This window comes from Pseudomonas sp. LBUM1660 (genome assembly GCF_059695935.1).
In genome coordinates this window covers 1,098,767-1,111,988 of record NZ_CP166795.1, presented here as the reverse complement: position 1 = coordinate 1,111,988, position 13,222 = coordinate 1,098,767, and the positions used below count along the sequence as shown (strand labels likewise).

General features: G+C 59.8%; 15 protein-coding genes. 11 read left to right on the top strand and 4 right to left on the bottom strand.

Annotated elements, in window-relative coordinates; genetic code table 11:
• Positions 1 to 18: 18 nt before the first annotated feature.
• The 6 genes from folM to ACA068_RS05080 all read left to right on the top strand — a co-directional run bounded on the left by folM (position 19) and on the right by ACA068_RS05080 (position 3,919).
• Positions 19 to 729 (top strand): dihydromonapterin reductase, encoded by a 711-nt coding sequence (gene folM / locus ACA068_RS05105; protein WP_497308101.1) that lies wholly within the window; start codon positions 19 to 21, stop codon positions 727 to 729.
• A gap of 21 nt (positions 730 to 750) precedes the next feature.
• Entirely contained in the window at positions 751 to 1,326 is a 576-nt protein-coding gene (gene folE / locus ACA068_RS05100) for a GTP cyclohydrolase I FolE (protein ID WP_497308099.1), read from the top strand.
• Between the two features lie 2 nt (positions 1,327 to 1,328).
• On the top strand, positions 1,329 to 1,700 hold the full coding sequence (folX, locus tag ACA068_RS05095) for a dihydroneopterin triphosphate 2'-epimerase (protein WP_007970304.1): 372 nt from the start codon (positions 1,329 to 1,331) through the stop codon (positions 1,698 to 1,700).
• A gap of 68 nt (positions 1,701 to 1,768) precedes the next feature.
• The gene (locus tag ACA068_RS05090) at positions 1,769 to 2,065 is read left to right on the top strand and encodes a DUF1244 domain-containing protein (protein ID WP_095129425.1); all 297 of its coding nucleotides are present in this window, start codon (positions 1,769 to 1,771) and stop codon (positions 2,063 to 2,065) included.
• The gene (locus ACA068_RS05085; RefSeq protein ID WP_497308098.1) at positions 2,058 to 2,396 is read left to right on the top strand and encodes a HopJ type III effector protein; all 339 of its coding nucleotides are present in this window, start codon (positions 2,058 to 2,060) and stop codon (positions 2,394 to 2,396) included. Before ACA068_RS05090 ends, ACA068_RS05085 begins: the two co-directional genes overlap by 8 nt.
• A 272-nt stretch (positions 2,397 to 2,668) precedes the next feature.
• Positions 2,669 to 3,919 (top strand): 2-aminoadipate transaminase, encoded by a 1,251-nt coding sequence (locus tag ACA068_RS05080; protein WP_497308096.1) that lies wholly within the window; start codon positions 2,669 to 2,671, stop codon positions 3,917 to 3,919.
• A gap of 100 nt (positions 3,920 to 4,019) precedes the next feature.
• On the opposite strand, the gene trxB is transcribed toward ACA068_RS05080, so the two are convergent.
• On the bottom strand, positions 4,020 to 4,982 hold the full coding sequence (gene trxB, locus ACA068_RS05075) for a thioredoxin-disulfide reductase (protein ID WP_497308094.1): 963 nt from the start codon (positions 4,980 to 4,982) through the stop codon (positions 4,020 to 4,022).
• A 314-nt stretch (positions 4,983 to 5,296) separates the two neighbouring features.
• Here trxB and cysZ point away from each other — a divergent pair, with 314 nt between their 5' ends.
• Together cysZ and ACA068_RS05065 are read left to right on the top strand one after the other, a co-directional pair.
• Positions 5,297 to 6,049 (top strand): sulfate transporter CysZ, encoded by a 753-nt coding sequence (gene cysZ / locus ACA068_RS05070; RefSeq protein ID WP_497308092.1) that lies wholly within the window; start codon positions 5,297 to 5,299, stop codon positions 6,047 to 6,049.
• Between the two features lie 40 nt (positions 6,050 to 6,089).
• The gene (locus tag ACA068_RS05065) at positions 6,090 to 7,289 is read left to right on the top strand and encodes a glycosyltransferase family 4 protein (protein WP_497308090.1); all 1,200 of its coding nucleotides are present in this window, start codon (positions 6,090 to 6,092) and stop codon (positions 7,287 to 7,289) included.
• A gap of 119 nt (positions 7,290 to 7,408) precedes the next feature.
• On the opposite strand, the gene ACA068_RS05060 is transcribed toward ACA068_RS05065, so the two are convergent.
• From ACA068_RS05060 to ACA068_RS05050, 3 genes are all read right to left on the bottom strand, one after another.
• Positions 7,409 to 8,512 carry an NADH:flavin oxidoreductase gene (locus tag ACA068_RS05060; RefSeq protein WP_497308088.1) on the bottom strand — a complete coding sequence of 368 codons (1,104 nt, stop codon included), beginning with the start codon at positions 8,510 to 8,512 and terminating at the stop codon, positions 7,409 to 7,411.
• A gap of 196 nt (positions 8,513 to 8,708) precedes the next feature.
• The gene (locus ACA068_RS05055) at positions 8,709 to 9,191 is read right to left on the bottom strand and encodes a glutathione peroxidase (protein WP_219095738.1); all 483 of its coding nucleotides are present in this window, start codon (positions 9,189 to 9,191) and stop codon (positions 8,709 to 8,711) included.
• A gap of 122 nt (positions 9,192 to 9,313) precedes the next feature.
• Positions 9,314 to 9,799 carry an FKBP-type peptidyl-prolyl cis-trans isomerase gene (locus tag ACA068_RS05050; protein ID WP_045061434.1) on the bottom strand — a complete coding sequence of 162 codons (486 nt, stop codon included), beginning with the start codon at positions 9,797 to 9,799 and terminating at the stop codon, positions 9,314 to 9,316.
• Here ACA068_RS05050 and ACA068_RS05045 point away from each other — a divergent pair.
• The 3 genes from ACA068_RS05045 to yihG are packed head-to-tail and all read left to right on the top strand — an operon-like array spanning position 9,768 to position 13,169.
• Complete coding sequence (locus ACA068_RS05045; RefSeq protein WP_497308086.1) at positions 9,768 to 10,106, top strand: DUF3565 domain-containing protein; 339 nt, start codon at positions 9,768 to 9,770, stop codon at positions 10,104 to 10,106. The two genes, ACA068_RS05050 and ACA068_RS05045, sit on opposite strands and share 32 nt — an antisense overlap.
• A gap of 60 nt (positions 10,107 to 10,166) precedes the next feature.
• On the top strand, positions 10,167 to 12,266 hold the full coding sequence (gene pta / locus ACA068_RS05040; RefSeq protein WP_497308084.1) for a phosphate acetyltransferase: 2,100 nt from the start codon (positions 10,167 to 10,169) through the stop codon (positions 12,264 to 12,266).
• Positions 12,267 to 13,169 carry a 1-acylglycerol-3-phosphate O-acyltransferase, YihG family gene (yihG, locus tag ACA068_RS05035; RefSeq protein WP_497308082.1) on the top strand — a complete coding sequence of 301 codons (903 nt, stop codon included), beginning with the start codon at positions 12,267 to 12,269 and terminating at the stop codon, positions 13,167 to 13,169. It abuts the gene before it with no gap.
• The last annotated feature ends 53 nt before the right edge of the window (positions 13,170 to 13,222 follow it).

The following is a 13,222-nucleotide window of genomic DNA, read 5'->3' as shown; positions in this document are numbered from 1 at the left end:
CCGCGACGCGAGCCGTTCATGACCTCTTCCGCAGCTCCGATCCTCATCACCGGTGCCGGCCAGCGTGTCGGCCTGCACTGTGCGCAGCGTTTACTCGAAGACGGCCATCCGGTGATCTTCAGCTACCGCAGCGAGCGCCCCGGCGTGCAGACATTGCGCAACCTGGGCGCCACTGCGGTATTTGCCGACTTCTCCACTGAAGCGGGGATCCTCGCGTTCATCACTCAACTGAAAACCCACACCGACAACCTGCGAGCCATTGTCCACAACGCTTCCGAATGGCTGGCCGAAACCCCGGACACCGACGCCGAGGCCTTCACCCGCATGTTCAGCGTGCACATGCTGGCGCCCTATTTGATCAACCTGCACTGTGCCGACTTGCTCGAATGCTCAAGCCCCGCCGACATCGTGCACATCAGCGATGACGTGACCCGCAAGGGCAGCAGCAAACACATTGGCTACTGCGCCAGCAAAGCCGGGCTCGACAGCCTCACCCTGTCCTTCGCCGCGAAATACGCGCCGACAATCAAGGTCAACGGTATCGCGCCAGCCCTGCTAATGTTCAACCCCGACGACAACGCGGCGTACCGCGCCAAAGCATTGGCCAAATCCGCGCTGGGCATCGAACCCGGCAGCGAAGTGATCTACCAGAGCCTGCGTTATTTGCTCGACAACCCTTATGTCACCGGCACGACCCTGACCGTCAACGGCGGACGGCACCTCAAATAAGCGGCCCCGCGAGGATGTTCCATGACGTTATCCCTGCCCCAGAATTCATTGTCCCAGAGCTATCGCGATATCCTCATCGGCCTCGGTGAAAACCCCGACCGCGAAGGACTGCAAGACACCCCGGTTCGCGCGGCCAAGGCCATGCAGTACCTCTGCCACGGCTACGACCAGAGTGTCGAAGAGATCGTCAACGGCGCACTGTTCGCTTCCGACAACGATGAAATGATCATCGTCGACAACATCGAGCTGTACTCGCTCTGCGAACATCACATGCTGCCCTTCATCGGCAAGGCGCATGTGGCTTATATTCCAACGGGCAAAGTGCTGGGCCTGTCGAAGATTGCACGACTGGTGGACATGTTCGCCCGTCGCCTGCAGATCCAGGAAAACCTCACCCGGCAAATCGCCGACGCGGTGCAGCAAGTGACCGGTGCGGCGGGCGTCGCGGTGGTCATCGAAGCCAAGCACATGTGCATGATGATGCGCGGCGTCGAGAAACAGAATTCGACCATGAACACCTCGGTGATGCTCGGCGCCTTCCGCGACTCGAGCAACACCCGCCAGGAGTTCCTGCAATTGATTGGACGGAGCAAGTAGCAATGCCACAACTTCAACCAGGAATGGCACGCATCCGGGTCAAGGACCTGTGCCTGCGGACCTTCATCGGGATCAACGAGGATGAAATCCTCAACAAGCAGGATGTGCTGATCAACCTGACCATCCTTTATGCCGCTCAGGAAGCGGTGCGTGACAACGACATCGATCACGCGCTGAATTACCGGACCATCACCAAGGCGATCATCGCCCACGTGGAAGGCAATCGCTTCGCCCTGCTCGAACGCCTGACCCAGGAGATCCTCGATCTGGTCATGGCCAACGCGTCGGTGCTGTACGCCGAGGTTGAAGTCGACAAGCCACACGCCCTGCGATTCGCCGAGTCGGTGTCCATTACGCTTGCAGCGAGCCGCTGACCGCGTCTGGCGCATTGTCCGTCAGACTTTTATCATCCGCGCCACGATTGAATTGCACAGAGCCCGCCATGAACGATCAACAACGCCTGGAACTTGAAGCCGCCGCCTTTCGCCGGCTGGTCGCCCACCTGGACAGCCGCAAGGACGTGCAGAACATCGACCTGATGAACCTCTCGGGTTTCTGCCGCAACTGCCTGTCCAAGTGGTACAAGGCCGCCGCCGATGAACGCCAGATCGAGGTCAGCCTCGATGACGCCCGCGAAGTGGTTTACGGCATGCCTTACGCCGAGTGGAAAGCCCAATACCAGCAAGAAGCCAACGCCGAACAACAAGCGGCGTTCGCCAAAGGAAAACCCAATGAATGATTTGACGACCCTGCGCACCAGCCTCAAGAGCGGCGATCACGTTTTCGCCGACACCCTGGCGTTCATCGCCGCGGGTTATGACTACCAGCCTCAGGCGTTCAACAACGGTGGCGTGGAAAACGCCGCCGGGCAGAACGAAGGTTCGTGCAAGACCCTGGGCCTGGCGCTGCTGGAAGGCCTGAGCGATGAAGAAGCGCTGTTGGCGTTTGGCGAGCATTACCGCTCGGTCGTGGCCACGCCTGAAGGCAACGACCACGGCAACATTCGCGCGTTGATTACGCATGGTCTGGCCGGCGTGAAGTTCTCGCAGCAACCGCTGACTCGTCGCTGATCAAAGCCCGCAAAACACTTCACAAGTGACACTGAACCTGTGGCGAGGGAGCTTGCTCACGCTGGACTGCGTAGCGGTCCATTTTTTTTGGGGCCGCTGCGCGCCCCAGCGGGAGCAAGCTCCCTCGCCACAGGTTACGCTTTGCCTGCCCATCTCTTATTCGCACACATCCCGACTTTTAAGATTGACCCGGTCACTTTATTTCGTTTGCCGGGTACCACTGCTCACGGCTTAGATAAAAGGAAGCATCCCTTCTTCTGAGTCAGGTACCCATGAGCAGCGAAACCATCAGCCAGTCGATCAACGTCGTTCATCCCGTCACGCTTAGCCACGGCAAAAACGCCGAGGTGTGGGACACCGATGGCAAACGCTATATCGACTTTGTCGGCGGCATCGGCGTACTTAACCTTGGCCATTGCCATCCGCGCATCGTCGAGGCCATTCGCGAACAAGCCACGCGGCTGACGCACTACGCGTTCAACGCCGCACCGCATGTGCCCTACATCGAATTGATGGAACGTCTGACGGCGTTCATGCCGGTGGACTACCCGGTCAGCGGCATGCTCACCAACAGCGGCGCAGAAGCGGCGGAAAACGCCCTGAAGATCGTGCGTGGCGCCACCGGTCGCACCGCGGTCATCGCGTTCGACGGCGCCTTCCACGGCCGTACCCTCGCCACACTCAATCTCAATGGCAAAGTCGCGCCTTACAAACAGAAAGTCGGTGTACTGCCGGGGCCGGTGTTCCATTTGCCGTACCCAAGCAAGGACAACGGCGTGACCTGTGCCGATGCCTTGAAAGCCATGGATCGACTGTTTAGTGTCGAAATCGACGTTGAAGATGTGGCCTGCTTTATCGTCGAGCCGGTGCAAGGCGAAGCGGGGTTCCTGGCGATGGACGTGGCGTTCGCCCAGGCGCTGCGCACGTTCTGCAATGAAAAAAAGATTCTGCTGATCGCCGATGAAATCCAGTCCGGCTTCGGCCGCACCGGCGAACGTTTTGCGTTTTCGCGCCTGGGCATCGAGCCGGACCTGATCCTGCTGGGTAAAAGCATCGCCGGCGGCGTGCCACTGGGCGCGGTGGTCGGGCGCAAGTCGCTGCTCGACACCTTGCCCAAAGGTGGACTGGGCGGCACCTATTCGGGCAACCCCATCGCCTGCGCCGCCGCATTGGCGACGCTGGATGAAATGACGGATGCCAACCTGCACGCCTGGGGTGCGCAGCAGGAAGAAGCGATTGTCAGCCGTTACGAGTCCTGGCGCGCAAGCGAACTTTCACCGTATCTGGGTCGTTTGACCGGCGTCGGCGCGATGCGCGGCATCGAACTGAGCCTTGCCGACGGCTCCCCGGCCTCGGCGCAGTTGACGCAACTTCTGAGCCTGGCACGAGACGCGGGTTTACTGCTGATGCCCAGCGGCAAGTCGCGCCACATCATTCGGCTACTGGCACCGTTGACGACTGAGGCGACAGTGCTTGAGGAAGGGCTGGATATGCTTGAGGCGAGCCTGAAGAAACTGGCCTGATCCCAAGCTCATGCAGCCCGCTCCCACAGTGGTATGTGATGAGACATTAAATCGCGGGCACAAAAAACCGGCCGAAGCCGGTTTTTTCATTTCAACGACTTCAGAACTTGGCGTTCTGCAGGTCATCGAGGTAACGCTCCGCATCCAGTGCCGCCATGCAACCGGCGCCGGCCGAGGTGATGGCCTGACGGTAAACGTGGTCAGCCACGTCACCGGCAGCGAAGATGCCTTCGAGGTTGGTCGCGGTGGCGTTGCCGTCGCGGCCGCCCTGCACAACCAGGTAACCGTCTTTCAACGTCAGCTGGCCTTCGAACAACGAAGTGTTCGGGGTGTGGCCAATGGCGATGAACACGCCGTCGACTGTCAGCTCGTCAAAGCTGCCGTCGTTGTTCTTCAAACGGGCACCGGTCACGCCCATGTTGTCGCCCAGGACTTCGTCCAGGTTCGAGTTCAGCTTCAGGATGATCTTGCCTTCGGCAACCCGGGCATTCAGCTTGTCGATCAGGATCTTCTCGGCGCGGAAGGTTTCGCGGCGGTGGATCAGGGTCACGGTGCTGGCGATGTTGGCCAGGTACAGCGCTTCCTCGACAGCGGTGTTGCCGCCACCCACCACAGCCACTGGCTTGTTGCGGTAGAAGAAACCGTCGCAGGTTGCGCAGGCCGAAACGCCTTTGCCCATGAACGCTTCTTCCGAAGGCAGGCCGAGGTAACGCGCGCTGGCGCCGGTGGCGATGATCAACGCGTCGCAAGTGTAAGTCGCGCTGTCGCCGATCAGGGTGTATGGCTTGGCAGCGAAGTCGACGGCATTGATGTGATCGAAAACGATCTCGGTTTCAAAGCGCTCAGCGTGCTCTTTCATGCGGTCCATCAGCGCCGGGCCGGTCAGACCGTGGACATCGCCCGGCCAGTTGTCGACTTCGGTGGTGGTGGTCAGTTGACCGCCGGCTTGCATGCCGGTGATCAGCAGTGGCTTGAGGTTGGCACGGGCGGCATAGACCGCGGCGCTGTAACCGGCAGGGCCGGAACCGAGAATAATCACTCGCGAATGACGGACTTCAGACATGACCTGCTCCTGTTGACCGGCCGTAAACATCTGGCGCGGAACGCCGGATTGCCGGCGGGAATAAAAAAGGACCGTTGAAAGCGCTTGGGGAAGGCTTGAGCTCGACAGTCCTGTAAAAGATTGGGTGCAGCGTATCGAGGGGGCGAAGATTAAGGAAATACGGTTTAACAATCCAGCTCATAGGTGGTCTCTATCCTGTCACGCTGAATATAGAGACGCCTTTGTTACAGTTGATGTCGATGCTGCGACCGCGCTTTCGCCTGTCAGGCAAAGCCGGTAAGGTCGGCGCGTTTTCCCTCTGCTCGGAGCACGTTATGCCCGCCCCCGTTCTGTCCGGCCCGCAATACCTGCGCGAAGGCCTCAAGCTGGTCTTGAGCCCCAGCCTGCGTTTGTTCGTATTGTTGCCCTTGGCGATCAACCTCGTGCTGTTCGTCGGATTGATCTACCTGGCCAGCCATCAATTCAGCCTGTGGGTCGATACGCTGATGCCGTCCCTGCCCGACTGGTTGAGTTTTCTCAGTTACGTCCTCTGGCCGATTTTTGTCGTGTTGGTGGTTCTGATGGTGTTTTTCACCTTTACCATGCTCGCCAACGTCATCGCCGCGCCGTTCAACGGCTTCCTGGCGGAGAAAGTGGAAGTGGTGGTGCGAGGCACCGATGACTTCCCAGCGTTCAGCTGGGGCGAACTGATCGAAATGGTCCCCCGGACCCTGGCCCGGGAAATGCGCAAACTCGGCTACTTCCTGCCGCGGGCGATCGGCTTGTTCATTCTCTCGTTCATTCCCGTGGTGAACATCATTGCCGCGCCGCTGTGGCTGCTGTTCGGCGTGTGGATGATGGCGATCCAGTACATCGACTACCCGGCAGACAACCACAAACTGGGCTGGAACGAAATGCTCGCCTGGCTGCGCGAAAAGCGTTGGCAGAGCATGAGTTTCGGCGGGATCGTGTATCTGGTGTTGCTGATTCCGGTGGTCAACATCCTGATGATGCCGGCGGCTGTGGCGGGTGCGACGCTGTTCTGGGTGCGTGAGCGCGGCGCGGAAAATCTGGTGACCCAACGCTGACACCGTCACAAATCCATCATCGAAACGCCACAATGACGACATGCCCCCAGCCGACACTGGGGTCATGACGACAGCTCTGCATATCACTCTGATCACCGAAACCTTCCCACCGGAAATCAACGGCGTGGCCAATACCCTTGGCCGCTTGTGCGATGGTTTGCGCGCGCGCGGGCATCAGGTCGAACTGGTGCGGCCGCGTCAAGGCTGCGATCAGCTGGCGGCCAGTAGCGATGAATTGTTGCTGTGTCGCGGCTGGCCGTTGCCGGGCTATCCGGGCTTGCAATGGGGTCAGTCGTCGGTGCACAAGCTGCTACGGCGCTGGAAGCGTCATCGTCCGGACGTGCTCTACATCGCCACGGAAGGTCCGCTGGGATTGTCGGCATTGCGTGCCGCGCGGCGCTTGGGGATTTCGGTGGTCAGCGGCTTTCACACCAATTTCCAGCAGTATTCCAATCAGTACGGGCTCGGCTTGCTGTCGCGCTTGCTGACTCATTATCTGCGCTGGTTTCACAATCGGTCCACGTTGACTCTGGTGCCGAGCATCAGCCAGCGACTGGAACTGGAGCGGCGTCATTTCGAACGTCTGGCGTTGTTGTCCCGAGGGGTCGACAGCCAATTGTTTCATCCGGTTAAACGCCTGCAATCTTTACGCGAACAGTGGGGGCTGACCGAGAAGGACATCGCGGTCATCCACGTAGGACGCCTGGCGCAGGAGAAAAACCTTGGCTTGCTCAAGCGCTGTTTTGACGCGTTGAAGGCCACTTATCCACAGCGCAAATTGAAATTGATCGTGGTCGGCGACGGGCCGCAGCGAGGTTTTTTGGAGAAGGAACTGCCTGACGCGATTTTCTGCGGCTCACAACGTGGCGAAGTCTTGGCCAGTCACTATGCGTCAGCGGATGTATTTCTGTTTCCAAGCATGACCGAAACCTTTGGCAATGTGGTGCTTGAAGCGCTGGCCTCGGGATTGGGTGTGGTGGCCTACGATCAGGCTGCCGCGGCTCAGCATATACGCCATGGCTACAACGGCGTGTTGGCGATGCCGGGGGACGAAGAGGCGTTCTGCGATGCCGCGACGTGGTTGTTGGAAGAGCGCGAAACCTTGCGCTGCGTGCGGCTCAATGCGCGTCAGCATGCGAGTCGTCAGGGTTGGGCGGCGATTATCGAGCAGTTTGAGGGGCAGTTGCGGGGGGCTTGTGTCAGGGAACAGGTGGTTCCTGGTGCAGCGTCCTTACCCTGAATCTTTGGTGACATTGAGTCAGCCATCGCGAGCAGGCTCGCTCCCACAGTGGTTCTGCGTCGAACACAAATCCAGTGTGGGAGCGAGCCTGCTCGCGAAGAAGTGAGTCCAGTCGCTGCTTAAACCAGCGTCATCAACGCCTCACGGCTGAACGGCAGGATGTCTTCCTCACGACCATCACGCACTTTCTGCGCCCAGTCCGGGTCGACCAGCAGCGCACGCCCTACCGCCACCAGATCGAACTCATCGTTGTTCAAGCGCTCCAGCAGTTTTTCCAGGCTGGCCGGCTGCGCGATCTTGTCGGTGTTGACCATGAACTGCAGGAACTCGCCATCCAGGCCAACGCTGCCCACGGTGATGGTCGGTTTGCCCGTCAGCTTGCGCGCCCAGCCGGCCAGGTTCAGCTCGGAACCGTCGAACTCCGGCTCCCAGAAACGGCGCGTCGAGCAGTGGAAAATGTCCACGCCAGCGTCGGACAACGGCTTGAGGAACTCACCCAGCGCCTCCGGTGTTTGCACCAGGCGCGCGGTGTAATCCTGCTGCTTCCACTGCGAGAAACGGAAGATGATCGGGAAGCCTTCGCCGACGGCTGCACGCACGGCCTGAATCAATTCGATGGCAAAACGCGAACGGTTGGCCAGGCTGCCGCCGTATTCGTCGGTGCGCTGGTTGCTGCCTTCCCAGAAGAACTGGTCCACGAGGTAGCCGTGGGCGCCGTGGATTTCCACGCCATCCATGCCGATGCTTTGGGCGTCTTTAGCCGCTTGGGCGAACGCGGCGATCACGTCCTGGATATCCTGTTTAGTCATGCCGTGAACCACGACCTGACCTTCCTTCAATTTCTCCGAGGGACCGTAACCCGGCACGCTGGCATCCGGCTCGGTGCCGATGCGGCGCACGCTGCCCACATGCCATAACTGAGGAACGATCCTGCCGCCCTCGGCGTGAACTGCGTCGACCACTTTTTTCCAGCCGGCCAGCGCGGCTTCACCGTAGAAATGCGGCACGTTCGGATAGCCGTTGGAGGCCTTGTGCCCGACGGTGGTGCCCTCGGTGATGATCAGGCCTACGCCTGCGGCGGCGCGTCGACGGTAGTACTCGATCACTTTGGAATTGGGAACGCCACCCGGCGAAAACGAGCGGGTCATCGGCGCCATGACGACGCGGGTCGGCAATTCAAGGGTGCCGAGGTGGAACGGTTTGAACAGGGCTTTGACTGGCATGGGACGCTCCACGTGAAAAGACTTTATGACGGCGATAATATGGAGAGCCGCAAGCTTTGAACAGCACTATTGATTTTGGTGATTAAGGGTCAAAAGACAGTAGGAGCGAAGCTTGCTCGCGAAGGTGTCAGGTCAGTCGATATCAATGTTGAATGACATGACGCCTTCGCGGGCAAGCCTCGCTTCTACAGAGGGGTTAGCTCAGCGCTTTTTCAATCGCATGGATGACCGTCGGATCATCCGGCGCTGTGCGCGGCGAGAACCGCGCCAACACACGGCCGTCCTTGCCCAGCAGGAATTTTTCGAAGTTCCAGGTGATGTCCCCCGGAAACTCCGCGCCCTCGCCCGCCAGCAGACGGTACAGCTGATGACGATCGTGACCGTTGACTTCCAGCTTGCTGGACAACGGAAAGGTCACGCCATAGTTGAGGCTGCAGAATTCCTGGATCTCTTGCTCGGTGCCCGGTTCCTGCCCGGCAAACTGGTTGCACGGCAGGCCCAGCACACTGAAACCCTGGCCTTTGTACTTCTGGTAAAGGTTTTCCAGTGCCGCGTACTGTGGGGTCAAGCCACATTTGGAGGCGACGTTGACCACCAGCACGACGTTCCCTTTAAAGGGCGCCAGCGGTAGCTCCTGTCCATCCAGGGCTGTCAATTTAAGGTCGTGAAAAGCACTCATGACGAACTCCAGATTCCCGTGTTCTACTCGAAACAGCCACTTGGCGTTGTCGCCAGGGACAGCCGCGGACTAAAAAGGCGCCCTCGGGCGCCTCTCCAGTTCTCTGAGCTTAGCGCAGAAAATCAGTGGTGATGGCCACCTTCGCCATGGACGTGACCATGAGCGACTTCTTCCTGGCTGGCGTCACGGATGTCGATGATCTTGACCTGGAAATTCAGGCGCTGACCGGCCAACGGGTGGTTGCCGTCGACGGTGACATCGTCGCCGTCCAGATCGCGGATGGTAACGATCTGCATCTGGCCGTCCGGCGCGGAAGCGTGAAACTGCATGCCCACTTCCAGTTCGTCGACGCCTTCGAACATGCTGCGGCTCAGGGTGCTGACCAGTTCGGCAGCGTATTCGCCGTAGGCATCTTCAGGTTCAACGGCTACGGTCAGCTCGTCGCCGACTGCTTTGCCTTCCAGAGCCTTTTCCAGGCCCGGGATGATGTTACCTGCGCCTTGCAGGTAGACCAGCGGCGCGCCGCCGGCGGAGCTGTCGATGACCTCACCAGCGTCGTTGGTCAGGGTATAGTCGATGGAGACAGCCTTATTGGCGGCGATCAGCATGGGGCGAGACCTTTTGCATAAGAATGAAGAAAGGCCAAGTTTAGCGAAGCAATCGTCCGAAAGCGAACACAACCCGGACAGACGGATTGCGGCGAAAGGCTCGACGGTCACCGGCTTCCATCAGGATGAGGACGGGCATTGGGTGGCCGACCTGTCCTGCGGCCATACTCAGCACCTGCGTCACCAGCCGCCGTGGCAATCACGTGCCTGGGTCCTGGATCCCGCGCAACGTATTGAAAAAATAGGCCAGCCCTTTGATTGCGGTTGGTGCGCACAAGGCTCGGTTAGCGATAACCTTGGCGACTGAATTTCGGTAGATCGTCAGATATAGATGATCGCCATTGCCATGCACCCTTAGAGAATCCGCATGCAAACTTTTTTTATCGCGCCCACCGATTTTGGTGTGGGTCTGACCTCCATCAGCCTCGGGCTGGTGCGCACCCTTGAGCGAGCCGGCCTCAAAGTCGGCTTTTTCAAACCGATTGCCCAACCGCATCCGGGTGACACCGGGCCTGAACGGTCCACTGAACTGGTGGCCCGCACTCACGGTTTGAAACCGCCTCAGCCGCTCGGTCTGGCACACGTCGAGCGTATGCTCGGCGACGGTCAGCTGGATGAGCTGCTCGAAGAAATCATCACTCTTTATCAGCAAGCGGCCGTCGGCAAGGATGTGCTGATTGTCGAAGGCATGGTCCCGACCCGCAGCGCCAGTTACGCCGCGCGGGTCAATCTGCATTTGGCGAAAAGCCTCGACGCCGAAGTGATCCTGGTTTCCGCGCCGGAAAACGAAGTGCTGACTGAACTGTCCGGCCGAGTGGAACTGCAGGCGCAATTGTTCGGCGGGCCGAAAGACCCGAAAGTCCTCGGCGTGATCCTAAACAAGGTCAAGACCGACGAGAGCATGGAGGCCTTCGCCTCGCGCCTGAAAGAACATTCGCCGTTGCTGCGCAGCGGTGATTTTCGCTTGCTCGGCTGCATTCCCTTTCAGCCGGAACTGAACGCGCCGCGCACCCGCGACGTCGCCGACCTGATGGGCGCGCAGATTCTCAATGCCGGCGATTACGAAACCCGGCGCATGACCAAAATCATCATCTGCGCCCGCACCATGCGCAACACCGTGGAGCTGCTCAAGCCCGGCGTGCTGGTGGTGACCCCCGGCGATCGCGACGACATCATCCTCGCCGTCAGCCTCGCCGCCATGAACGGCGTGCCCCTGGCCGGCCTGTTGCTGACCAGCGACACCATGCCCGACCCGCGCATCATGGACCTGTGCCGAGGCGCATTGCAGGCGGGCTTGCCGGTGTTGTCGGTGAGCACCGGCTCCTACGACACCGCCAACCAGTTGAACGGTCTGAACAAGGAAATCCCGATCGACGACCGCGAGCGTGCGGAGATCATCACCGATTTCGTTGCCAGTCATCTGGATGCCAACTGGCTGCACCAGCGTTGCGGCACCCCGCGTGAAATGCGCCTGTCGCCCGCGGTGTTCCGCTATCAATTGATCCAGCGCGCCCAGGCCGCCAACAAGCGCATCGTCCTGCCTGAAGGCAGCGAGCCGCTGACCGTGCAAGCCGCGGCGATCTGTCAGGCGCGCGGCATCGCCCGTTGCGTGTTGCTGGCGAAACCGGAAGACGTCGAGGCCGTCGCCCGCGCCCAAGGCATCGAGTTGCCGCCGGGGCTGGAAATCCTCGACCCTGATCTGATTCGCGAGCGCTACGTCGAGCCGATGGTGGCCCTGCGCAAAAGCAAAAGCCTCAACGCCCCGATGGCCGAGCAGCAACTGGAAGACACCGTGGTGATCGGTACCATGATGCTGGCGCTGGATGAAGTCGATGGTCTCGTCTCCGGGGTCATCCACTCCACCGCCAACACCATCCGCCCGGCCCTGCAGCTGATTAAAACCGCACCGGGCTGCACGCTGGTGTCGTCGGTGTTCTTCATGTTGTTTCCCGAAGAAGTGCTGGTCTACGGCGACTGCGTGATGAACCCGCACCCGAGCGCCAGCGAACTGGCCGAGATCGCCCTGCAAAGTGCAGACTCGGCTGCCGCGTTCGGCATCACCCCGCGTGTGGCGATGATCAGCTACTCCAGCGGTGAATCGGCCAGCGGTGAAGAAGTCGAGAAGGTTCGCGAGGCGACATTGCTCGCTCACGAACAACAAAACTCTTTGTTGATCGATGGCCCGTTGCAGTACGACGCCGCTGCCAACGAAACCGTCGCCCGGCAACTGGCACCCAACAGCCAGGTCGCCGGTCGCGCCACGGTGTTCGTGTTCCCCGACCTGAACACCGGCAACACCACGCACAAAGCCGTGCAGCGCAGTGCCGATTGCGTCAGCCTCGGGCCGATGCTGCAAGGCCTGCGCAAACCGGTGAACGACCTGCCGCGCGGCGCGCAAGTCGATGACATCGTGTACACCATCGCGTTGACCGCGATTCAAGCTGCCAACCGACCTATGGATCTTTAAATGCTGGCTTTCCTACCTGCCGCCGTGCGCGGCGTGATTGCATCGTTGTTGCTGGCGTTGAATACCATTTTGCTGTGCTCATTTCTGTTCTGCGTGGCGATCTTCAAGGTGTTGCCCTTTGCCCTCACCCAGCGTTTCACGCTCTGGTTGATGAGCCATACCCATGAAGCCTGGATCAGCAACAACAAGGCCTGGATGAACCTGGTCTGCCGCACCCGCTGGCACCTCAGCGGCCTGCAAGGGCTGGATTATCAGCACTCGTACCTGATCACCAGCAACCACCAGAGCTGGGTCGACATCATGGTGTTGCAGTACGTACTCAACCGTCGCATCCAGCCACTTAAGTTTTTCCTCAAGCAGGAACTGATCTGGGTGCCGGTGATTGGCCTGGCCTGGTGGGCGCTGGGTTTTCCGTTCATGAAGCGCTACTCCAAGGCCTATCTGGAAAAGTACCCGGAGAAGAAAGGCAAGGACCTGGAAACCACCCGCAAGACCTGCGACAAGTTCCGCAATAACCCGGTGGGGATTTTCAATTTCGTCGAAGGCACGCGCTTCACTGAAGGCAAGCATGCGCAGCAGAAATCACCGTTCAAGTACCTGCTCAAACCCAAGGCCGGCGGCATTGCGTTTGTGCTGGATGCGATGGGTGAGCAGCTTGAGTCGATCGTCAACGTGACCATTCACTACCCGGCCGGGCGTCCCGGTTACTGGGATCTGCTGTGCGGGAATGTGAAGGATGTGGTGGTGCATTTTCAGGAGCTGAAGATTGCGCCGCAGTTCATTGGCAAGAATTACGACCAGGATGGCGAGTATCGATTGCAGTTTCAGGGCTGGATCAACCAGCTATGGGAAGACAAGGATGCGTTGCTGGAGCAAATGCATCGGGAGTATCCGGCGAAGTAATCAGGCGCCTGTACCGGCCTCTTCGCGGGCAAGCCTCGCTCCTACGGATTTGG